Genomic DNA, 20,837 nt, shown 5'->3' on the forward strand with positions numbered 1-20,837 from the left:
GTGAATCTGTAGTATATTCTAGTCGTTAACCAGTTTTTCGCTTCCACAGTCATCGTATTATATTTTCTGTTGTAAGATAGCAAAAGCTTGTAATATCTCTTCCTACACCTCAATGTATAGCGAGCCTTCCCCCATAAACGAAAAAAACTACCCTCATAAGAAGGCATCTTTATATATTTGGTGGAGACGGGGGATTAATCCCCCGTCCAAAACCAGCGATATATGAGCACAAATCCGAGTGCCATCATTTAAACAATTTCCATTTTCGATCTGTGACACACTAGTAAGAAACCTGGTAAGACTCCCTTATAGAGCGAATTTTTAATAATTCAGCAATATATAGGAATCAATTGTACTTAGGCAAATCAATACTAATATGATAACTCAAAGTCATTTTTTAATTCTTCTAAAATTTCCTCTGGATACTCAGTGTATACTCGATAATTTATCATTTTTTCTGCCAGTTCATCATCAATAATTAGTATAAGTATTTTAGACTCTTCATATATTCTTTTTCTTGCCTGTAGTAGTCTTTTAGTAGGTTTGTTTCGTAAAAATAATAATCCAAATCTTCCTATAGTAGGCTTTAATAGATACATTCTAAGTTGATTCAACTGATCACCATTAACATTAGTAGCATAGTTCTTAAATTCACATATGATATGCTTACTATCGAATTCTGAATTTATCATACCCCAAAATCCCATTGTCTGGTTATTAGAAATAACCGCATCTCTTCTTGTATCCCCATTCTCTGTTCTTGATTGCTTTATAATAATTTTGAAACGGGGTAAAAATAAAAATTCTAAAATTTGAATCCCAATTCGTTCGTAATCCATCCATTCCTGTTTTCCTGGTTTACACCTCTTTAATTCTACTAATAAGGATTGGGCTCTCTTTTGTCTCTCATATATTTCAGATAGATCAACGTAAACTCCTTCCATAAATCCATTCAGTACTCCATAGATATTTTTATAGTGCAACTTAGAAACCTTATCTTGTTCTACATACTGTTCTAAATTCACAAGGTTATTGTACATGTCTGGATAATTCACTTTAAATTGCTCTTTTAGGTCAATAAACAACAAAATAAAATGGTTTATAAATTCCTCAGCATTTTCTCGTTCTAATTTAATTTTATCTTTTCGTTTCCCAGAAACTTCTCGTGAATCACTTATTTTCAATAAAAATTGAAGAACTATATTCGCAAGTACTACATGTTGTGTAATCGTATAGACATTAGCGATGAACGATCCATGTATATCTTTAATTTTGGAAGATATCGGGTCATTAAAAATGCAACAACTAATTAAGGTTGTAATTGGTTTCTTATAATCAAACTGATATTCCCCAACTAAAAAATCTCGTAATTCTACCTTTATTCCAATTGAAGCAGATATTATTCGTATTCCATCACCTGCCTTCATTACAGTATCTAATAACGAGTTTTCATCTTCTTCGTCTCCTAAAAGAGTCCTGCATGTATTGTGAATAAGTATTACTGAGAATATTCCTAGAGTCTTAACCTTTTTTATTAATGTTTCTCTCAAATTAATTATACCTCCACAGCTAATCTTATTATCAGTACCTGATCTTTTTCGTGCATGAATCTACCTTATATAGGGATATTTGATTTTAAATTCCAAACTCATTTAATATTAGTTTGACCTATATAACTTAGTCTACCTTATCTAACAAAACATATATTTCTGTTAGTCAAATATTGTAGACTTAATGTTCAAACAAATATATTGGTTATCATTCTGATTTTTGCTAGTTCCTTCTCGGCTTCCGCTTCGTTGTCGTGTAGATAGGCGTACAAGAAACGATAGTAGGGTTGTTTTGAATGTTTGACGTAGCGCTCAACTGTAGTCATGTTGGTGCTGAATTTAAAAATGTACAGGTCTTTGCCAATGAGAAGGACGAAAGCGATTATGAAAAAGGTAATCCATACGATTGGGGTAGGTTCTATGTCTAGGAAGAAGATCGTTAAGCCACCTGCGGCTCCGAGGAGGAGCATGGTTAGTAGGTTACGTAGAGTGGAAGACATGAGGGTGCTCCTTTGTTTTGGGAGTATTCTTTTAGTTTAGCATAAGAGAAAGAGTCGGCATCCAGAAATTGGGTGAACGTAAAAAACACCGCTCTTAGGCGGTGCGAAATGAGTTTCGTTACATTCTAAATAAGTCGTAAAGTTTCGCTTTTCCCCTCTCCTCTTTATAAAAAAGCATGCAGCAAAAAAAGAAAGGCAAAAGCGAGTCCTGTTCGCAAATGCCACTTCTTGTCCAGCTTCCGATACCGCAGTATTCCGGAGATTGGCACAGGGAGCAATACGAGAAGAGCCAGAAGACCGCTCACGTTTGAAAAGTTCAGCTCAATTCCATATAGAAATGCACCCACGACATGGATGAAAATGAATGCGAGTGCCACTAAGGCAAAAGGCGTATGGCATTTACGCGCCAAACGAGAAGCCACAATCATCCATTTCTTCACGTCGTTCCATCGATTAATCAGGCCTTTTTGAAGCACAAACAGGATAGCGTAATGGGCGAGAACCACGAATAGAGCTAATCTGGCCAGAGAACCTTCATCTTTAAACATAAATTTGAACGCTTTCGTATGGAAAGTGAGCGATGGATACGGATATAGCTGCCAGAGCTTCCACGCCACAATGCCAATGGCAATCGCAAAGGCGATATATACCAAAATCCGCTCCTTCTTATTTGGTATCCATTGTCGCTTCTTACTATGTGTCATAGTCGAATATCACCTCTTGGTTGAATCACAGGAAGTACAACAATGAATCGGGTTCCTTGTTCCTTAGAGCTTTTGACACTGATCTGCCCTTTGTGCATTTTCACAATTTGATTGGCAATGGCAAGTCCCAGCCCTGTCCCTTCGACGTTACGGGAACGCGCCTTGTCTGCACGATAGAACCGCTCGAATACATAAGGCAAATCTTCTTCAGGGATTCCGTTTCCGTAGTCATGGACAGAGCAAACCACTCTGTTCGTCCCTTCTAATAGCGCTTCTATTTCTACCTTGCCCCCCTGTTCACTGTACTTCACTGCGTTGTCGAGCAAAATGTAGAACAGCTGTCGGATGGAATCACTGTGTCCCATCAGAAAGACGGAATCGAGCTCGGCTCTGTTTATTACCGTTACTTCTTTAGCACCTGCCTTGATCTGCATCCGATCCGCCACTTCCCCAATTAGCCTTTGAAGAGCGATAGGCTGAAAAGAAAGCTTTTGATTTGCCTCCACATCACTTCGGGCCAATGTTAGTAGATCATCAATCAGCCTGCGCATCCGGTGTATCTCATCTACCATGCTCAGCAGTACGGACTGGTGAAAAGCAGGCAGTGATTCTTTCTTTTCCTTCAAAATTTCCGCCGAAGACAAAATGACACTTAGCGGTGTACGCAATTCGTGCGAAGCATCCGTAGTAAAGTCTTTTTGTCTTTTATAGGACTGATTGATTGGTATCATCGCACGCCCTGAAAACCAGTATCCAATCAGGGCAGCCAGTGCAAGCAAAAGGATGCCAATCAGGAAGAACACCCATCTCATTTCGTGCAGCAGCTGCTCCATTCGGGATACGTCCTCCGCGAGGTATAGCTGCACATCCTCATTTGGGAAAACAGGACGATAGACCATAAAAATTTTCTTCTCCCCATCTACTGTCAAGGGAATGCGCATCGTTTCCCCTGCTTCTGGTGGATGTTGCATGATCGCCTGTTGAAAAACAGACAAAAGAGAACTGTGATGGGCAGGATTTTGCTTTAGCATCTGTTGCCCTTTCGATACGATCAGGCATAGCTGATTAGGCTGCAAAAAGTCAAAGTCCATTCTTCCTTTGACTGGGATGCCTCCTTCTCCAGGTGGTCTGGGGAGCAGCATTCTCGTCTGTGACTCCTTCCATTCGTGAATGGTTTTTTCCGCGATCGATTCCAACTGCGTCTGCTCATTGCGATGAATAATAGCAGCGAGTGTCCAATACGATCCGAAGAACACCACCAGGAGGATCAACGCAAGCATGCCGCTGTACATGAGCGTCAGTTTTTTCCTCGTATACTCAAACACTTTCGTTCTCCCCCGCTACATACAGGCGATAGCCGACACCCCTGACGTTGTGAATCAACTTGTGCGAAAACCCTTCGTCAACTTTTTTGCGTAATAGCTTGATCGCAGCATCCACAGCATTGGGGGTAATCGTCGCATCCAGCCCCCAGACATAATTAACAATTTGATCGCGAGTGAGCACCTTTTCTGTATGTCTGAGGAAAAAATCCAACAGCTGGAACTCCTTTTTGGTCAAAGTGAGTAATTGACCCTCTCGATAGACCTCGTGAGTCAGCCGATCCAGCGTAATCCCCGCATATTCGCAGGTCTGTTCCTGGTGCATGGAAACCGGTATCCGCCTAGTCAATGCATGAATTCTAGCGAACAGCTCTTCAAAGGCAAACGGCTTGATTAAATAATCATCTGCCCCTCTGTTTAGCCCAGTCACTCGATCATCAATTGCATCTCGGGCGGTCAGCATCAGGATAGGAGTCTGATCGTTGCTTGCCCGTATCTCCTCACACAGCTCCAACCCGCTTTTTTTCTGCATCATCCAGTCCAGAATGTACAGATCATAGTAGGTCTGTTGTACATACTCCATCACAAGCTCCGGGTCCGCTACCCATTCCACCGTATGATACTCCTGACTTAATTTGTATCGAATCAAGGGTCCCAGCTTTGGGTCATCTTCTACCAGCAAAATGTGCAAGGCTACGTTTCCCTCCTAAAAAGCCTCTGATGATCAAGAGAATCGTCAAGATTGCAAACGTGAGAACATAGGAAATAAATATCCATCCGACATTCGTATCCGAACCAACACCCATCCCATGAATGAGAGCCATCACAAAAGTGGGATAGGAACACAGATGGAGCGCTCTCCATACTTTCTTGTTCAGCTTATTCCGCAGATCAGTAGTCAAAATAATGGCAATCATACCAAACGCAGCGATCGTACCCAGTCCATTCATGAGCGGTGAATGCTCCGCTGAAAACGGCAACAGCAATTCCGCCCAGGAAAAAGGCATGAACGTATCAATTACAAGCAGCATCGCATGAAAAATTCCCAGAAACATCCCCAAAACAGTGGCTGCTGAATGTAGTTTGTAAAGTTTCCCCTTTGTTTTTGGTGCCCATCCAGGCATGCTATAGCAAATTCCCAAGCTTACTCCTGAAAAAAGCATGAAATAGGACAGCAGTCCGAAAAATCGGATCAGCTCCCAAGTAGGCATGTGTAAAACCCATTCGGTCATAGCATTCGCTTTCCTTTCGTCTAAATCGCTATATCATGAAAAAAATCAATTTGGTCGAGCTCCCATCTCTCCTTTTGATGATGTGAATAGCTGACTAGATGGAGGTCTCCTGTTCCAGACACGATCAACGCTTCCATACGCGGGCAATGTTTTCGGAGTAGGGCTATCCCGCACTCCAGTCCCACTATGCAGACTACCTTTGCCCAGATTTCGCATGCAATTACACTATCCCCTGTAACGCTACACTGGATGACATCACTATTCCCAGGCTTCATTGTCCGGGGATCAATGAGATGATGCCGTTCTTCGTGCTGCCCGTTCTTCCATCTTCGGCCCCACACGCTTGAAGTCGCTACTGCACCTTCTCTCCTGGAGACGATCGTCAGCTCCTCATCTTGATTCCACGGGTTTGCGATGCCAATATACCATGGCTCATTAACACTGCTACCTCCCCATAGCTGCACGTCTCCCCCAGCATTGATTAAGCCTCTTTTGATCCCATGCTTACGACGCAGCCTTTCAGCAAGCCTCTCAGCCGACCACCCTTTTGCGATACCTCCCAGATCGAGATGTGAGCCTGCTTGCAGCTGAACAGCTTTCATTTGAGGATGAAGCATCATGGCGGTTTTATGGAAAGAAAACTCCTTCGTGGTGGTCGTCGTCTTCTTATCCAGTTTTTCAAAGGATTCGCTGTATCCAGCAGCATGAAGCGCATCGTAGACGAAGGGAGTAAAGATGCCACCTGTCTGTAAGCGAAAAGACTCTGCTAGTGTCAGCACCTCTGCCATTAGCTCCGATACTAGTGTGAGTCGGCCACTATGGTTATTGAGATAGGACAACTCGCTGTCCGGCAAAAACCGGCTAAATCGGTGCTCAACTTGGTAGAACCATCTGTCCACGATTTTCGCCAGCTCTTGACTCATTTGCTCGGATGAACTACGCAAAATGGTTTCTATCTCGGTATTCATGGCGCGACAGCGATAGTGATGCATTTGCACTTCTTGTTGCATCTCCTTTCCTACTGCACTATCTACGAATCAGTTAAGAGTGGCGGCTTCTGGATTGTGATTTTTTCTTTTCGCTCGGTTGTGCTTCCTCTTGCGTGGTATTACTTTCTTCTGTTTGAACCTCAGTTTGGCTATTGCCCTCAACGGATGTTACGGCAGTGCTTTCATCAGGTTGTGCAATCGGAATATCCGCTGGTGGCTGCTGTTCTACTGGTAAGTCTACAGATGCTGGAAGTTTTTGTATCCGGCTTTGAGTTGTCGCCGTTGTCGCCGAAACTACCTGCTTCCCTTCACTTTTCGCTGGCTTGGAATTCCTTACAGCTTTGGGTACGGAATTCTTGCTCAGCTGCTTTTGCACGGTGACTGATTTCCTCGCCGGAGTAGTCCCGACTGAATGTGATGCCTCGTCGTGAGTTTGGGCTGTCTTCTGTGTAGTCACAACCACTGGTGCGAGGACAGTTTCAACCGATGCCTGTGAGTTCTGGTTTTTAGGTACTTCGTTTTTAGGTACTTCGTTTTTAGGTACTTCGTTTTTAGGTTCTTCGTTTTTAGGTTCTTCGTTATTGTGCTCCTTCGTAGCCTCTGCCTCGTCTTGTATCTGTGGCGAATATCCCTGCGCATCCTCGTCGATACCAAACGCATTATCGTTTTTCTGTACGCCTTGTACCGCCTGCCCGAACGCTGGGTCTGTTTTTGCTATCTGAAATAAAGCCGCCAATGAAACGATGAGGCTTCCTCCAATTTTCCATTTTAGCCATTTCGACTTCTTCCCCATGCATTTGCTACCGTCCTTTCTCCGTTTCTTCCCCCACATTATAAAGAGCCAATCCTGAAAAAATCCTGAAATTCAAAAACGGAAATGGACATTTCCACTTAAAAAATAATCCCATTAAAACATCCTGCATTGTGGATCGACGAAAAACAAAAAAGGCTGTCGACTTTCTCGACAGCCTGGGCTTCCTAAGTTAGGAATCCTTTTTCCCCTTCCAATTGAATCCCTGATCTTTTGTAGTGCCCTACGTTTTCTCTTTGACACTGTTTTTTTTCTTTCTCAGTAAGCGATGAGTCACCTTTTTTCATAAATAAAATAAAACCATTCTGGAATCCTAACACACAAGGAGGTGAAGCATAAGAAGGTCACACGAGGGTATCTGAAATAGCAAGGTAGGGAAGGAAATTTGATTAGAAGCGCAGCAATTGAAAAAATGTTGTGGAGTATTGCCTTACCAGGGTTTGGTCAATTATTGAACGGAAAGTACGTAAAGGGATTAACCATGCTGGCACTAGAATTCATCATCAATCAGAAATCCCACTTAAACCAGATCATCGTCGCAAGTTTTCAAGGTGACATCCCGACTGCCATTCGATTGACAGATTATCAATGGTTGATGTTTTATCCGTGTGTATACATGTTTGCTATCTATGATGCATACCGGGATACTTTTTCAGCTGATATTCCCCCGTACTCCGTTTTTCCGTTTGCCTTCGCTGCCTTTTTCGCAACAATAGGCGTTATTTATTCCCCTATTTTCTGGATCTTCGGGGTACTATTGGGTCCTGTATGGTTACCCATGTTATGTTGCTTTTTGGGTATTCTTGTAGGAAGTATTTTGCAGTTTATTTTCAGAAAACTAACTCAGGGCATCCATAAACAGGAAACATAGTTTGGTCCATTATTGGCGAAAATTTAAAGGAAACATTCATTGGACGGAGGGGTTCTTTATGGAAACCATAGTGGAGGAGCAAACGACTCCATTTCAACAATTTAAAAATGAACATGATAAATTAACGTCCGCCGAGCAAGGAAAGCTTTGGGCTACATATGTTGGAAATACCATGTCGGTTTGCGTGTTGAGTTATATGCTAAATCATGTTGAGGATCAAGAGGTCAAGAAAATACTCGAACACTCTTTACAATTGTCTAACCAATTTTTACAATCGCTAAAAGGAATATTTGCAAAAGAAAACTACCCGCTTCCCGTAGGATTCACAAATGAAGATGTCAATATAACCGCACCAAGATTATTTGAAGATGAATTTTACCTTCATTACCTGAAATATGTTGCTAAGGCAGGAATAAGCCTATATGGGATCGCAATCCCTTTAGTTACAAGAGATGATACTCGAGAGTTTTTTACTTCATGTATCAATCAAACAGTCAACCTCATTAATATCGTAAATACTGCATTGCTTAAAAAAGGACTGCTAATCAAACCACCCTATATTCCGTATCCGGAAGCGGTGGATTTTGTAGAGAAACACAGCTATCATAATGGTTTTTTTGGTCGTGTTCGCCCCCTGCAGGCTCTTGAGATCACGCATCTTTACGATAACGTTGAAAATAATGCGACAAGCAAAGCCGTATTGGTTGGCTTTAGTCAGGCTGCGAAATCTAATCAGTCAAAGGCGTATTTTCGACGAGGGGAAGAAATAGCTTCCAAGCATTACGAAACCTTTAGCGGGATTCTGCAGGAGGAAGGTTTAACATCCCCTCCCATTCTTGATCAGTTGGTGACCACCTCCACCTCTGCACCTTTCTCAGATCGATTAATGCTGTTTCATAAGTTAGATATGTATGCAGTTAGAATAAGGGCTTATGGTAATGCAATATCTATGTGCGCAAGGCATGATGTAGCAACGAAATACGCTCGTTTTCTTGTCGAAGTTGGCAATTATGTCGAGGATGGATCAAATCTTTTGATTGAAAATGGTTGGCTGGAGCAGCCGCCTCAAGCTGTCGATCGAAATGCCCTTGCCTCTAATAGGCATTAACCCTTTCACCGAGTGATGAAATTTGAGCAAGAAGTGCCCATGTTGATGGCTCTTTCACCACTTGCTGCCTAACCAATGACGCCTAATAAAGCTATGGCTCCTACCCGGTTTGGGAAGGAGCCATAGTTTTATATTAACCGTTTGAAGTTCTTCAGGATTGTAAAAACCACCTCTTCAACACTAACAAACTGTAATATATAAAATAAAAAAACACCCACAAGGGGTGCATAATTGATATGTAAGGTGGAGGCGGGGGGATTCGAACCCCCGTCCGAAAACAGCGATACATGAGCATCTCCGAGCGCAGTCACTCATTTAGATTTCGGTACCGGATTCGCGGAGTGACGCGCTGACCCGTTACCTAGCCTGATTGATCTTCTTCCTTCGGCTCCAGGCGGAAGCCTCCGGCGTATCCCACTAAAGTTGAGCGCTAGTCATGCCACATGGGCGATGGAATGGTAGCGCCTCACTGGTTATTAAGCAGCGAGAGAAAGTTGTTTGTTGCCAGTTAATGGCGTTCCGCGTTGTTGACGAGGTCCGCAGCCCCCCGGCTCGCTTCTCATGCTCTACCATCCCCGTCGAATCCAGAACGCCCCCAGGTAGGTAAGAAAAAGTCTAAGTGAAGAGCCATTAAATCCACACCTAGACTGTATTGTACTAATAGTGTATTGGCTTTTTGTTGCTTATTAAATATAGCACAGGCGACAACCAAAACTCAACGTTGATTGCTGCCAAGCCTGCCAGTGCAATCCAATCAGCCTTTTTGGCGTTCGCGCAGAGCACGCTCGATATCGCGCGTAGACTCTTTTTTCTTGAGGTCTTCACGCTTGTCGTAGTTCTTTTTCCCTTTGACAAGTGCGAGCTCGACCTTGGCCCAGCCGCCCTTCAAATAAATGCTAAGCGGGACCAGCGAATACCCTCTTTCGCGAATCAGACCATTGAGCTTGAGGATTTCCAAGCGACGCATCAGCAGCTTGCGTGTCCGCTCTGGCTCATGGTTAAAGCGATTTCCTTGCTCGTACGGACTGATGTGCACATTGTACAGTAGCAATTCGCCATTCTGCACACGGGCGAAGCTGTCCTTGAGCTGGACACGTGACGCACGCACGGACTTGATCTCCGTACCGGTCAGCTCAATGCCTGCCTCGTATACTTGCTCGATGTGGTAATCGTGGCGCGCTTTTCGGTTTTGGGCGATTGTCTTGGTTCCGGCCTTATCTTTTGACATGGAGATCACCTCACTTGTACGTACTGCGTTTCGTACCAGTTAGTCTAGCAAATTTTGCCCATTGTGGCAAGTCATTTACCCGGTAAATAGGCAACCCCGAAAAGGGAAACAGATCGCTCCGCGTGCTTTTCGGGGTTTAAACAACTGTTTAACGGCGTTTCCGTTTCACCTGACTGGCTACATTTTTGCGGGTCTTTTTCTTGGACTTGACGAGATCCTCCCAGAATCCCTTCTGGCGTTTCGTTGGGGTATCTCCTTCTCCCGCACCAATTGGCAGCACTTCTTCACCGCTCGATGCTTTGCCCGATCCAGCACGGCTAGGTGGTTTGTTCCCTTCCGCTTTGCGGCGATCCTTGTATTTCTGACGGATTTCCGCTGGATGCTTTTTGTCCTTTTGTCGATCTGGTCTGCCTGGGCGATCTGGACGATCTGGACGGCCTGTACGTGAACGATCTTGTTGCTTGCCACGTGTCGGCTTACGATCCCCGCCGCGACCATCAATTACGCGAGGCGTACGCTCACGGCTACCGCGGAAGCCAGCCTTCGGCATCCCGACGATTTCGAAGTCGATGGTGCGCTCATCCACGTTGACATTCGCTACACGTACCTCAACGACATCCCCGATTCGATACTGCTTGCCTGTACGCTCACCAACCAGTGCAAATATTTTTTCATGGTAATGATAGTAGTCGTCGGTCAAAAAGCTGACGTGCACCAAGCCTTCAATGGTATTAGGTAACTCGACGAAAATCCCAAACGAAGTGACGCTGGAGATGACGCCTTCGAATTCTTCTCCCACTCGCTCCAGCATGAACTCCGCTTTTTTCAGATCGTCTGTTTCACGCTCGGCATCCACAGCCAAACGTTCACGCTGAGACGCATGCTCCGCGATTACTGGCATTTGCTCTGCCCAGTACCCTAGACGTTTTTCTGAGATTTGGTTCCCCAGCTCGATCCATTCGCGAATGCGTCGGTGGACGATTAGGTCGGGATAACGGCGAATCGGTGAAGTAAAATGGGTATAAAACTCCGTAGACAAGCCGTAATGCCCAAGACTTTCCGCGTCGTAGCGCGCTTGCTTCATCGAGCGCAGCATGACGGTGCTGATAATAATTTCTTCCGGCGTTCCTTTTACCTCTTCCAGCAACTGTTGCAATGCACGTGGATGAACAGAATTGCCCTTCCCGCGGATCGAGTAGCCAAAATTCGTGATGAACTCCATGAAGGCCATGAGCTTTTCAGCGTTCGGGTCTTCGTGAATCCGATACATGAACGGCTGCTTCATCCAGTGGAAATGCTCCGCCACTGTTTCGTTGGCAGCGAGCATGAACTCCTCGATGATCTGCTCCGCAATCGATCTCGTACGGAAGCCGATTTCTGTAGGGGTTCCCTCTTCATCGACGTAAATTTTCGCTTCGCGGAAGTCGAAGTCAATAGCGCCACGCTGCATCCGTTTTTTACGCAGCTTCAAGGCCAGCTCTTTCATATCCTCGAACATCGGGACGAGTCTGCTGTACTTCTCGGTTAAGGCTTCGTCCTTGTCTTCCAAAATACTGCGTACATCTGCATACGTCATGCGCTCATCTGTCCGAATCACGCTCAAAAAGATGTCGTACTTGACGGTGTTTCCGCCCGCATCCATCTCCATATCGCAGGAAATTGTCAATCGATCTACCTGCGGATTGAGACTGCATATGCCGTTGGACAAGCGATGTGGCAGCATCGGGATCACGCGGTCAACTAAGTAGACACTGGTTCCGCGACGATACGCCTCATTGTCCAGCTGAGACTTTTCACGAACATAGTAGCTGACGTCAGCGATATGCACGCCGAGTCTTAGGTTTCCGTTTGGCAGCCTCTCCAGGGAAACGGCATCGTCCAAGTCTTTGGCATCCGCACCGTCGATCGTAACCATCATTCGCTCACGCAAGTCACGACGACCGCTGATTTCCTCCTCGGAAATCTCATCTGGTGCTGCCTCTGCCTCTGCTAACACGTCCTCTGGAAATGCTTCTGGCAGGTTGAACTTGCGGATGATCGACAGGATATCGACGCCCGGATCGTTCTTATGGCCAAGAATCTCGACGACCTCACCCTCAGGATTCACTCGGCCCTCTGGGTAACGAACGATGTTCACGACTACCTTGTGACCATCTACAGCTCCGTTGAAGGAGTCTTTCGGGATGAAAATATCTTTGCCGATTCGCTTTTCGTCGGGGATCACAAACGCGTAATGCCTCTCGTCCTTAAATGTCCCAACGACCTGCTTGATTCCGCGCTCGACAATGCGGATGATCTGCCCTTCCAGACGATTGCCGCCCGCTTCTTTTTCCACGCGGACAAAAACCGTATCGCCATGGAGCGCCCCATTCATATCATTCGCATGTACATATACGTCATCCGAGTCAGGTGTCTCCGGGATCACAAATCCGAAGCCCTTCGGATGACTTTGCAGACGTCCACGTACCAGATTCATTTTTTCAGGCACACCATACCGATTCGCCCTGGTGCGGATCACCTCTCCGCTCGCTTCCAGTGCATTCAGTGTTTTCACAAGCTCCTTGAACTTAGCAGAATCCTTGATTCCAAATGCTTCTTCCAGTTCCCTCACCGTCATCGGGTGGTATGCTTGCTCTCGCATAAACGCGAGTATTTTTTCTTGATCTTCCATTCACAAACCTCCTTTTTCGCGTGGCATTCCCGCGTTTCTCTATGACCATCCTATTATGTAGTATTCACCGTTCCCGCATATCGCAATCGGAATAGAGAAAAAGACAGCAAGTTGCACTCGCTGTCTTCCGGCCATTCGTCTATTACGCTCCTGATTTCAAGAAATACCCGAGCAAAATCGCAAAAATCATGAAGCCAACCGCAAATACAACGGTCAGTTTCCCTAAAAGTGCGTCAATCCCGCGGGCTTTTTGTTTGCCCATCAGTTGCTCTGCGCCGCCACCAATCGCTCCGGAAAGGCCGGCACTTTTTCCCGATTGCAGCAACACGACGATAATTAAGCCAATACTTGCGATCACAAGTAAAATTTTCGCAGCCAATGCCATTTTCATTCACCTCAAAACGTATTTCCAAGGCGGAAAAAACCAATACAACAACTTTATCACACTTGTCTGGTAACAGCAACCCGCTAACCCTTCCATTATAAGAGAAATTCTCTCAAATAATATTGACCGTTATAAGGTAGACTAAGAGCAACGTGTTTTTACGAAAAAATGGCAAATTGTGTACTTTCTTTGTCTTGTTGGGTAGTCGCCTTGATATTGTCAAACTTTTGCCGTAAAATTACAATGAAACTTTATAATTCGCTTTGGGAGGTCTTTGTCAGATGGCTGGGTCCAACAAAAAAGACATGAATCAAAACGATGTAATTGATTCCGCGAAGGCCTTTTTCACTTCGTTTGGTATCTTGTTTCTTGTTTTTCTCATTGCACTCGTAGGATCAATCATTTTCCCACCAAAACATGGCGAAGAAGCAAATGGTGGCGGCGCACCAACTGCACAAATTGACGCTGCTGCTGTATTTAAACAAAATTGCTCTTCCTGTCATGGTCAAAATCTCGAAGGCATTGCAGGTCCAAACCTGACAAAAATTGGAGCAACGCTCAGCGCTGACGACATTGCTAAAATCATCAAAGAAGGTAAAGGCGGCATGCCCCCTGGAATGCTAAAGAAACAACCAGAAATTCAAGCGGTTTCACAGTGGCTGTCGGAGAAGAAATAAGTACATAGATAGCCTGTAAGAAAGAAACACCGAAGACTTGTCCTCTTCGGTGTTTTCCGCGTTAATGGGGAGGCTTTTATATATGACCATCCAGATTGAAGCTTTGGGGAAACAAATCCACTCCTCTACGAGTACATGGTTGTTCCGTGACGTAAACGCCAGCATTATGGAGCCTACGATTATTGGAATTCTGGGAAAATCAGGCCAGGGAAAAAGCACCTTGCTTCGTATTTTAGGTCGTCTTCTGCAACCTGACGCCGGTACGGTTTTCTTGGAAAAGAAAGAAATGTCACTGTGGGACCCGAGAGCTTGGCGAATGAAAATCAGCTATGTGGCACAGCAGGCTGTTATGCTGCCAGGCAGCGTGGAAGATAACCTGCGGACAGTAAGTACCCTGCATCAGCGTCCTTTTGATATGAAGCTCGCCTCCGATTTGATGGAGCAGTTATATATGGAAGAAATCGATTGGTCAAAACCAGCCACTCAACTGTCCGGCGGCGAAAAGCAACGGCTCGCTCTCGTTCGCAGCCTGATGCTTCAGCCATCTGTCCTGCTGCTAGATGAGGTCACCGCTTCCCTCGATACGAAAAGCAAGCAGGCAGCTGAGCGGCTCCTCGTCGATTTGCACCACCAAACGGGCACGACCTTAATTTGGGTCACGCATGATTTAGAAGAAGCTCGAGTCGCTTGCAAGCGCATTTGGTTTATGGCCAACCACCAGCTCGCAGAGGACACGGAATGTGAAGCGTTTTTCCACTCGCCCCAATCCGTGGAAGCTCGTGAATTTTTACAGGATGGAAATGTCCATGCTGCCCTGAGTGAGGTGCAGCGATGACACATACGTTTACGGGTTCATACATGTGGCTACTCTTTGCCTATGCCTTTGTTTTCATTGCCCTCCTGCTCTCTGTTTGGCAGAAGCTCGGTTTGGAAAAAGACATTTTGATTGGCACCATCCGCTCTACCGTTCAATTGCTTGCGATCGGCTACGTCCTACATTTTGTCTTTGCTGCCGACAGTGTCTGGTTTATATTATTGATCATTCTCATGATGATCTTAGTCGCTTCGTGGAACGCTGCCAGCAGAGCGAAGCAATTAACGGGGATCTTTTGGCGGATCTCCCTTTCACTTGCGATAACACAAATCATCACAATGGGACTGTTGGTTATACTCGGGCTTGTCTCTCCCACGCCGCAGTACCTCATTCCGATGAGCGGCATGATTATAGGCAGCTCTATGATCGTCACGAGCCTTTTTCTCACGCATATGAACAGAGAAGTTGAAGCCTCTCGTGGGGAAATTGAAACACTGCTGTGTCTGGGAGCCACTACTCGCCAAGCCGTGCATGTGGTGTTGAAGCGCGCCGTCAAAGCGAGCATGATCCCTACCTTTGACACGATGAAAACAATCGGACTCGTCCAATTGCCAGGGATGATGACCGGCATGATTGTCGCGGGTGCCAGTCCCATCGAGGCCGTGCGCTACCAAATCCTCATTATGCTCAGTTTCAGCTCCTCAGCTGCCATTTCGGCAGTTCTGATCAGCATGCTCAGCTATCAGCTCTGGTTTACGCGGGACTCCATGCTCCACTCTTAAATGCACACACTGTCGGACCTTTGTTTCCGGCAGTTTTTTTTGTTTTTGTAATGAAATGCACCCTGAGTCGTCAAATTACAAGTAGAACGAACAAAAGGTGGTTCAGCTATGGACAAAAACGGTTTAATGGAGCAATGGTTCCTTCGCTATGGCGATGATATTTACAAATTTCTTATTTACTACACAGGAACCCGCGATGTAGAGGACCTCGTTCAGGATGTCTTTTTAAAAGCGCTTCGGTCTCTGGACGCATTCGAAGGCAGATCGCAACCGAAAACTTGGCTATTGACGATCGCGAGGAATACCGCCATCGATCATAAACGAAAGCAACGTCTACGTAACTGGCTGCCAGATAAATGGCTGGCGAATGTAGAGACGGAAGAAAAAACACCGGAAGAAATTCTGAACGTACATGAGGAGCAGCAGGCACTTTACCATGCAATCCGTGACGTAAAACCCGCTTTTCGGGAGGTACTCATTTTGCGTGGAGTCAAAGGACTGTCCTCCAAGGAGACCGCTGAAATACTGGGGTGGTCCGAAAACAAAGTCAACGTGACATTGCACCGTGCCATGAAAGCCGTCAGAGAAATACTTGAGCGTGAGAAAAAGGAGATGATTGGCGATGCAATCTAATTCAGACCATGACTTACTAGCTAAATTGAAGGGGATGCCTGATATGAAAATGAACGGAGAACAAAAGCACGAGATCGTGTCTGCTATTCGCCAAACAAATGTGAGCAAATCTGGGGGGACTGCTTCTTTTCGTGGTTTTTCTGCGCTTGGCAAGGGATTGGCCCTCTGCTCGGTACTTGCTGTGACTGTCTGGCTGGGAGCCTCACTCCTTACGAATCAACCGCAGAGTACAATGCCAGACACCGTTGCGCCTATTGCTCCAAGCTCTCCTACCGCTTCTCCGGGACCAGCTCAAAACAACAGCGTAACAACACAGCCTATTCCGCAGTCAGAGGAGCTCTTGTCACAAATTCGCTCAAATGCTCAAGAAGGCAGAGTCATCTCCCTTCCATTCGTTCTGGAAAAAACGATAGATGATATAGAAAAGGGCTGGGGAAAGCCTGAGAAAACCTACACAGCAAATGGTCTGATCTACTCCGCCTACCCGAAAAAAGAAGTCGTGTTTGGCTACAACAAAGGCATGCAGCTCGTAGACATGCACAGGACAGATTCTCGCTTGCAGCAAATCAGCCTGTCTGCTGTCGAAAAGATCTGGGGAAAACCGAGCCGTATCAGCGAGTTTGGCGATCGTACGATTTATACCTATGATGTGACGAGCAAATATCAGGTCAAGCTAATCTTCCAAGGAACAAAAAGCACGAACAAGGAAGACCTGATTCTTGTTGAATACCAGCTGTATTACCCGCAAGGAAACAAAAATCTCATGCTTTATGGGAACAATGCCGATTTGTTGCAAAGCGTGCGTGATCTCGCCGGGAAAGGCCAAGTCTTTGGCAGTCAGTATCGTTTAGAAAAGGATGTATTCGATGACGCGGAAAAAGAGCTGGGCAAACCGGATGTCGTCTCTTTCGTCAATGGCATCACGTACAATACGTACCGGGATCTCAATCTAGTCTTTGCTTTTAACAAAGGAATGCAGATCGTTGATATTCGTTCCTATGATCCACGCCTACAAGCAATCACACTTGCCGAGGTGCGTAAAACACTTGGGGAGCCAACAAGCAAAGTCACAACCGGCGGCCAAACCATCTACACCTACAAGGTAACTCCTGATTACGAATTGAAATTCATTTTCTCAGGCATCATGACCGATGATCCAAACACAATCTACATCGATCACGTAAACATTTACTACCCACGTGGAACTTTTAACAACATGGCGGGGTAACCACAAAAAAAGACGGGAGCATCAGTCCCGTCTTTTCTCATTATTTACCGATGATGTAGCCTTCCAGCTCATCCAGTACTTTATTCGCTGCGATTACGCCACCGGAGGTATTCCAGATAGTGTCATCCACTTTGAATGCTTTGCCTGCTTTCACGACATTCAGGTTTTTCCAGAGGGAATCGTTTGTCCACTCCTGCTCCAGCTTGGAAGCCTCGCCTTTTCCTGTTTCGTACGTGAAGTAGAACATGATGTCGCCGTCCATTTCTGGAATGCGCTCTTTGGTTACTTCTGCTGCGAAATCATCTTTGTCTTGGGCAGCTGGACGTGCCAGGCCAAGGTCTTTGAAAATCGCGCCAGTGAAGGTTTTTTTGTAGTAGATGCGAACTTTACCAGGCATGAAGCGTACAACGGATACTTTTGTATTCAGCTTGTCGCCCGCTTTTGCTTTAAACTCTTCTACGCGCTTGTTCCAATCAGCGAGGATTTTTTCACCCTCAGCCTTTTTGTTTACTGCTTCCGCGAACAGAGAGAAGTTTTCTTTCCAGTCGCCGCGTGGCTCTTCCACGAATACGGTTGGAGCAATTGCAGTCAATTGTTGATAAATTTTTTCATGACGGAATTTCATACCCAGAATCAGATCAGGTTTCAGTGCCGCGATTGCTTCCAGATTAGGTTGTCCTTCTGTACCAACTGATTTTGTACCCTCAAGGAAGGACTTGGTGAAATCGTAGAATTGCGTTGGATCATTAGCTGCACCTACAGCCCCTACTGGTTTCACACCGAGAGCCATCAGAGTTTCAGTACCTTGGTTGGTCAACATGACAATACGTTCTGGTGTACCTTTGATGGTCGTTTCGCCCATCGCATGTTTTACTGTATAGCTTTGGCCGGAACCCTCCGAATTGCCTTTGGCTTGATCAGCAGGCTTTTGTTCAGTTGCTTGCGGAGTACCGCAACCGGTAACAACCAACAAGGTCGCCATTAAGACAGCAAAGAAAGCTTTACCGCCTGCGGTCCGATATGTACGAGAAAACATGATGAAAGGACCCCTTTCCCTTTTCTATAATGAGAATTCATATCAATGACAGAGTCTATCCTACCCCCCTGCCTGTCAAAAGTCAATCACAAATTGATAATGACTATCAACGTCATTGACACTTCCTTTATGTAGCTCTACACTTAACTATGAAACCATCTAAGATATAAGGATGTAGCCATCATGAATACTTTTTTAGCTAGCAACTTTCGTAAAATTCTGGGACTGGTATTCGCCCTTCTCTTCATGACATACCTCAGTTATGCCAGCCTCATCTTTGGCGTCGTTGACACAAGTTGGCAAACTGCGATTGATGCCTACACGAATTTCAACGGCTCTAATGAACACATCGTCATTAAAGAAGTGCGAGTACCGCGTGTGCTCAATGCGCTAACGGTCGGTTTCTGCCTCGGCTTGGCCGGAACTCTGCTCCAATCCTTGACGAGAAACCCTGTTGCAGACGTTGAACTGTTCGGTCTTAATGCAGGTGCTTCTCTTTTTGTTGTGTTCGCCGTTACATTTGTCGGGATCAGCTCCTTGACCCAGTTTACGTGGATTTCCTTTTTAGGAGCCGCTGTAGCAGGTTTGATCGTTTACTTGCTCGGTTCATTCGGCAGAGATGGACTTTCGCCTGTGAAGCTGGTTCTGGCGGGTGCAGCTATCACCGCTTTGGCTTCCTCGATCCGACACGGCATGATGGTCCTGAATGAAAAGGCCACAGACGAGGTGCTTTTCTGGCTGGCAGGGTCAGTCGGAGGCAGAAAGCTGGAGTACTTAGCCACTGTCTTTCCTTATATGATCATCGCCTGGATCGCTGCATTTGTCCTCGCACGCCCGATTCAAACATTATTGATGGGTGATGACGTAGCAAAAGGTCTCGGACAGCGCACATTATTGGTCAAATTCAGTGTCGGAATCGTCATCGTTCTCTTATCCGGTTGCGCAGTTGCTGTTGCTGGACCTATTGGTTTTGTCGGTTTGGTCACGCCGCATCTGGCCCGCTATCTCGTCGGAATTGATACTCGCTGGGTACTTTTGTACAGCGGCCTGCTTGGTTCCATCCTGCTGCTGTTAGCAGACATCGGCGCTCGTTATATTGCAATGCCTGCTGAAGTTCCTATTGGAGTAATGACAGCCCTGATCGGGATTCCGTTCTTCATCTATGTCGCACGCAAGGGGCTGGATAAATAATGAAAGACTATCTGTCTCTTCGCATCGGCAAGCGCTTTTCATCGTTTCAGCTACATAAAAAGACGCTCTGGTTTTCGCTACTCGCCTTGCTGATCGTCATCACCGTAGCGGTTGTCAGTCTCGGAATGGGTGAAATGAAAATTGCTCCGCTCGATGTGGTAAAGGTTTTGTTGGGAATCGGTTCAGAAGAAAATGCTTTGATTGTAGAGCAGTTTCGCCTGCCGCGCATCGTCATTGCCATTCTGGTAGGTGCCGCACTCGCAGTCGCTGGTGCCATCATGCAGGGTCTCGTCCGCAACCCATTGGCTTCCCCGGATATTCTTGGGGTATCGGGTGGAGCATCTGTTTTTGCAGTCGGCTTCTTGATGCTATTTGAAACAGTGAGCATCAAGTGGCTTCCTCCCATCGCTTTTTTGGGAGCAACATTGACGACATTCCTGCTATACGCCCTCTCTTGGAAAAAAGGCGTCACGCCGCTTCGTCTCGTCATGATCGGCGTTGGAATCAAAATCGCTGCGGGTGCCATTGTCACCATGCTGATCATGTTCAGTCCGTTTTTGCTGCAAAATAAGGCATTGCTCTGGCTGACTGGAAGCATCTACGGCGTTGACTGGAATGACGTAGTCATGATTTTGCCGTGGGTAGTCGGACTGATTCTCGTAGCGTGCTTGCTTGCAAGGCGCGTGAACATTCAACAGCTTGGCGATGATCTGGCGACGAGTCTCGGCAGTTCCTTACAATTGGATCGCTTCCTCCTCCTCATGATTTGCGCGGCTTTGACGGGAACAGCCGTCTCTGTTGGAGGCGATATCAGCTTTGTGGCTTTGCTGGCCCCACACATTGCCAAGCAACTGATTGGTCCGTCCTTTGGCGGTGCCATGACACTCTCGGCTTTTTTGGGTGCCATTATCGTATTGCTTGCGGATTTGATTGCCCGCATGGCTTTTTCACCAATCGAAGTGCCCGTAGGAGTATTCACCTCTGCCATCGGCGCTCCGTTTTTCATCTACTTGCTGTATAAAAACCGAAATCGCTAGAACTTTGTCCCGCTGTGGTGGTGGGGAGGAAACAGGAGAAAACGCTCAGATTCTTGTCCCACCCGCTG

Annotated in this window: 21 protein-coding genes and 1 other RNA gene; 9 read left to right on the forward strand and 13 right to left on the reverse strand. The window is 46.0% G+C overall.

Features of this window, described 5'->3' with window-relative positions; all coding sequences use genetic code 11:
• Nucleotides 1-371 precede the first annotated feature (371 nt).
• The 8 genes from BBR47_RS26075 to BBR47_RS26110 form a co-directional block, all read right to left on the reverse strand.
• Complete coding sequence (locus BBR47_RS26075) at nt 372-1,550, reverse strand: hypothetical protein (protein ID WP_041749667.1); 1,179 nt, start codon at nt 1,548-1,550, stop codon at nt 372-374.
• A 188-nt stretch (nt 1,551-1,738) separates the two neighbouring features.
• On the reverse strand, nt 1,739-2,050 hold the full coding sequence (locus BBR47_RS26080; RefSeq protein WP_231850525.1) for a hypothetical protein: 312 nt from the start codon (nt 2,048-2,050) through the stop codon (nt 1,739-1,741).
• Nucleotides 2,051-2,214: 164 nt separating this feature from the next.
• Nucleotides 2,215-2,754 carry a hypothetical protein gene (locus tag BBR47_RS26085; RefSeq protein ID WP_041749668.1) on the reverse strand — a complete coding sequence of 180 codons (540 nt, stop codon included), beginning with the start codon at nt 2,752-2,754 and terminating at the stop codon, nt 2,215-2,217.
• Nucleotides 2,751-4,079: a sensor histidine kinase gene (locus BBR47_RS29845; protein WP_015893445.1), complete on the reverse strand. Its 1,329-nt coding sequence runs from the start codon at nt 4,077-4,079 to the stop codon at nt 2,751-2,753. The genes BBR47_RS26085 and BBR47_RS29845 overlap by 4 nt, the downstream gene beginning before the upstream one ends.
• Nucleotides 4,072-4,767 (reverse strand): response regulator transcription factor, encoded by a 696-nt coding sequence (locus BBR47_RS26095; RefSeq protein ID WP_015893446.1) that lies wholly within the window; start codon nt 4,765-4,767, stop codon nt 4,072-4,074. Before BBR47_RS26095 ends, BBR47_RS29845 begins: the two co-directional genes overlap by 8 nt.
• A complete protein-coding gene (locus BBR47_RS26100) occupies nt 4,742-5,308 on the reverse strand; it encodes a ferric reductase (RefSeq protein ID WP_041749669.1) in 567 nt (188 codons plus the stop codon). The genes BBR47_RS26095 and BBR47_RS26100 overlap by 26 nt, the downstream gene beginning before the upstream one ends.
• A 20-nt stretch (nt 5,309-5,328) precedes the next feature.
• Entirely contained in the window at nt 5,329-6,318 is a 990-nt protein-coding gene (locus BBR47_RS26105) for an FAD:protein FMN transferase (protein ID WP_015893448.1), read from the reverse strand.
• Between the two features lie 31 nt (nt 6,319-6,349).
• The gene (locus tag BBR47_RS26110; RefSeq protein ID WP_015893449.1) at nt 6,350-7,090 is read right to left on the reverse strand and encodes a hypothetical protein; all 741 of its coding nucleotides are present in this window, start codon (nt 7,088-7,090) and stop codon (nt 6,350-6,352) included.
• A gap of 403 nt (nt 7,091-7,493) precedes the next feature.
• On the opposite strand from BBR47_RS26110, the gene BBR47_RS26115 reads away from it, so the two are divergent.
• Together BBR47_RS26115 and BBR47_RS26120 are read left to right on the forward strand one after the other, a co-directional pair.
• Entirely contained in the window at nt 7,494-7,979 is a 486-nt protein-coding gene (locus BBR47_RS26115; protein WP_015893450.1) for a hypothetical protein, read from the forward strand.
• Nucleotides 7,980-8,037: 58 nt separating this feature from the next.
• Complete coding sequence (locus BBR47_RS26120) at nt 8,038-9,087, forward strand: DUF3231 family protein (RefSeq protein ID WP_015893451.1); 1,050 nt, start codon at nt 8,038-8,040, stop codon at nt 9,085-9,087.
• Nucleotides 9,088-9,328: 241 nt separating this feature from the next.
• On the opposite strand, the gene ssrA is transcribed toward BBR47_RS26120, so the two are convergent.
• The 4 genes from ssrA to secG form a co-directional block, all read right to left on the reverse strand.
• Nucleotides 9,329-9,684, reverse strand: a transfer-messenger RNA (tmRNA) gene (ssrA, locus tag BBR47_RS29870).
• 157 nt (nt 9,685-9,841) lie between these two features.
• Nucleotides 9,842-10,315 carry an SsrA-binding protein SmpB gene (smpB, locus tag BBR47_RS26125; RefSeq protein ID WP_015893452.1) on the reverse strand — a complete coding sequence of 158 codons (474 nt, stop codon included), beginning with the start codon at nt 10,313-10,315 and terminating at the stop codon, nt 9,842-9,844.
• A gap of 148 nt (nt 10,316-10,463) precedes the next feature.
• The gene (gene rnr, locus BBR47_RS26130; RefSeq protein ID WP_015893453.1) at nt 10,464-12,986 is read right to left on the reverse strand and encodes a ribonuclease R; all 2,523 of its coding nucleotides are present in this window, start codon (nt 12,984-12,986) and stop codon (nt 10,464-10,466) included.
• Nucleotides 12,987-13,128: 142 nt separating this feature from the next.
• Nucleotides 13,129-13,371 carry a preprotein translocase subunit SecG gene (gene secG, locus BBR47_RS26135; RefSeq protein WP_007728789.1) on the reverse strand — a complete coding sequence of 81 codons (243 nt, stop codon included), beginning with the start codon at nt 13,369-13,371 and terminating at the stop codon, nt 13,129-13,131.
• A gap of 281 nt (nt 13,372-13,652) precedes the next feature.
• Here secG and BBR47_RS26140 point away from each other — a divergent pair, with 281 nt between their 5' ends.
• The 5 genes from BBR47_RS26140 to BBR47_RS26160 all read left to right on the forward strand — a co-directional run bounded on the left by BBR47_RS26140 (nt 13,653) and on the right by BBR47_RS26160 (nt 17,505).
• Entirely contained in the window at nt 13,653-14,048 is a 396-nt protein-coding gene (locus BBR47_RS26140) for a YqzM family protein (protein WP_026134028.1), read from the forward strand.
• 82 nt (nt 14,049-14,130) lie between these two features.
• Entirely contained in the window at nt 14,131-14,883 is a 753-nt protein-coding gene (locus BBR47_RS26145; protein WP_015893455.1) for an ABC transporter ATP-binding protein, read from the forward strand.
• Nucleotides 14,880-15,644, forward strand: coding sequence for an ABC transporter permease (locus BBR47_RS26150; RefSeq protein WP_015893456.1), 765 nt, complete (start codon nt 14,880-14,882; stop codon nt 15,642-15,644). The genes BBR47_RS26145 and BBR47_RS26150 overlap by 4 nt, the downstream gene beginning before the upstream one ends.
• Nucleotides 15,645-15,752: 108 nt before the next feature.
• Nucleotides 15,753-16,277: an RNA polymerase sigma factor gene (locus BBR47_RS26155; protein ID WP_015893457.1), complete on the forward strand. Its 525-nt coding sequence runs from the start codon at nt 15,753-15,755 to the stop codon at nt 16,275-16,277.
• Nucleotides 16,267-17,505: a YjgB family protein gene (locus BBR47_RS26160; protein ID WP_015893458.1), complete on the forward strand. Its 1,239-nt coding sequence runs from the start codon at nt 16,267-16,269 to the stop codon at nt 17,503-17,505. The genes BBR47_RS26155 and BBR47_RS26160 overlap by 11 nt, the downstream gene beginning before the upstream one ends.
• A gap of 40 nt (nt 17,506-17,545) precedes the next feature.
• Here BBR47_RS26160 and BBR47_RS26165 read toward each other — a convergent pair whose 3' ends face one another.
• Nucleotides 17,546-18,541, reverse strand: a complete 996-nt coding sequence (locus BBR47_RS26165) for an ABC transporter substrate-binding protein (RefSeq protein ID WP_015893459.1) — start codon at nt 18,539-18,541, stop codon at nt 17,546-17,548.
• Nucleotides 18,542-18,724: 183 nt separating this feature from the next.
• Between BBR47_RS26165 and BBR47_RS26170 the strand changes: the two genes are divergently transcribed.
• The gene (locus BBR47_RS26170; RefSeq protein ID WP_015893460.1) at nt 18,725-19,732 is read left to right on the forward strand and encodes a FecCD family ABC transporter permease; all 1,008 of its coding nucleotides are present in this window, start codon (nt 18,725-18,727) and stop codon (nt 19,730-19,732) included.
• Nucleotides 19,732-20,769, forward strand: coding sequence for a FecCD family ABC transporter permease (locus tag BBR47_RS26175; RefSeq protein WP_015893461.1), 1,038 nt, complete (start codon nt 19,732-19,734; stop codon nt 20,767-20,769). The genes BBR47_RS26170 and BBR47_RS26175 overlap by 1 nt, the downstream gene beginning before the upstream one ends.
• Nucleotides 20,770-20,837: the final 68 nt, after the last annotated feature.

Origin of the sequence: Brevibacillus brevis NBRC 100599 (assembly GCF_000010165.1) — a bacterium.
Classification (GTDB): domain Bacteria; phylum Bacillota; class Bacilli; order Brevibacillales; family Brevibacillaceae; genus Brevibacillus; species Brevibacillus brevis_D.

What these genes read in the sequence shown, in the direction of transcription:
- BBR47_RS26100 (WP_041749669.1), bottom strand. Translation starts at nt 5,308, where the DNA reads ATGACCGAATGGGTTTTACACATGCCTACTTGGGAGCTGATCCGATTT.
- BBR47_RS26120 (WP_015893451.1), top strand. Translation starts at nt 8,038, where the DNA reads ATGGAAACCATAGTGGAGGAGCAAACGACTCCATTTCAACAATTTAAA.
- BBR47_RS26085 (WP_041749668.1), bottom strand. Translation starts at nt 2,754, where the DNA reads ATGACACATAGTAAGAAGCGACAATGGATACCAAATAAGAAGGAGCGG.
- secG (WP_007728789.1), bottom strand. Translation starts at nt 13,371, where the DNA reads ATGGCATTGGCTGCGAAAATTTTACTTGTGATCGCAAGTATTGGCTTA.
- BBR47_RS26140 (WP_026134028.1), top strand. Translation starts at nt 13,653, where the DNA reads ATGGCTGGGTCCAACAAAAAAGACATGAATCAAAACGATGTAATTGAT.
- BBR47_RS26160 (WP_015893458.1), top strand. Translation starts at nt 16,267, where the DNA reads ATGCAATCTAATTCAGACCATGACTTACTAGCTAAATTGAAGGGGATG.
- BBR47_RS26150 (WP_015893456.1), top strand. Translation starts at nt 14,880, where the DNA reads ATGACACATACGTTTACGGGTTCATACATGTGGCTACTCTTTGCCTAT.
- BBR47_RS26105 (WP_015893448.1), bottom strand. Translation starts at nt 6,318, where the DNA reads ATGCAACAAGAAGTGCAAATGCATCACTATCGCTGTCGCGCCATGAAT.
- rnr (WP_015893453.1), bottom strand. Translation starts at nt 12,986, where the DNA reads ATGGAAGATCAAGAAAAAATACTCGCGTTTATGCGAGAGCAAGCATAC.
- BBR47_RS26145 (WP_015893455.1), top strand. Translation starts at nt 14,131, where the DNA reads ATGACCATCCAGATTGAAGCTTTGGGGAAACAAATCCACTCCTCTACG.
- BBR47_RS26170 (WP_015893460.1), top strand. Translation starts at nt 18,725, where the DNA reads ATGAATACTTTTTTAGCTAGCAACTTTCGTAAAATTCTGGGACTGGTA.
- BBR47_RS26155 (WP_015893457.1), top strand. Translation starts at nt 15,753, where the DNA reads ATGGACAAAAACGGTTTAATGGAGCAATGGTTCCTTCGCTATGGCGAT.
- smpB (WP_015893452.1), bottom strand. Translation starts at nt 10,315, where the DNA reads ATGTCAAAAGATAAGGCCGGAACCAAGACAATCGCCCAAAACCGAAAA.
- BBR47_RS26175 (WP_015893461.1), top strand. Translation starts at nt 19,732, where the DNA reads ATGAAAGACTATCTGTCTCTTCGCATCGGCAAGCGCTTTTCATCGTTT.
- BBR47_RS26165 (WP_015893459.1), bottom strand. Translation starts at nt 18,541, where the DNA reads ATGTTTTCTCGTACATATCGGACCGCAGGCGGTAAAGCTTTCTTTGCT.
- BBR47_RS26080 (WP_231850525.1), bottom strand. Translation starts at nt 2,050, where the DNA reads ATGTCTTCCACTCTACGTAACCTACTAACCATGCTCCTCCTCGGAGCC.
- BBR47_RS26110 (WP_015893449.1), bottom strand. Translation starts at nt 7,090, where the DNA reads ATGGGGAAGAAGTCGAAATGGCTAAAATGGAAAATTGGAGGAAGCCTC.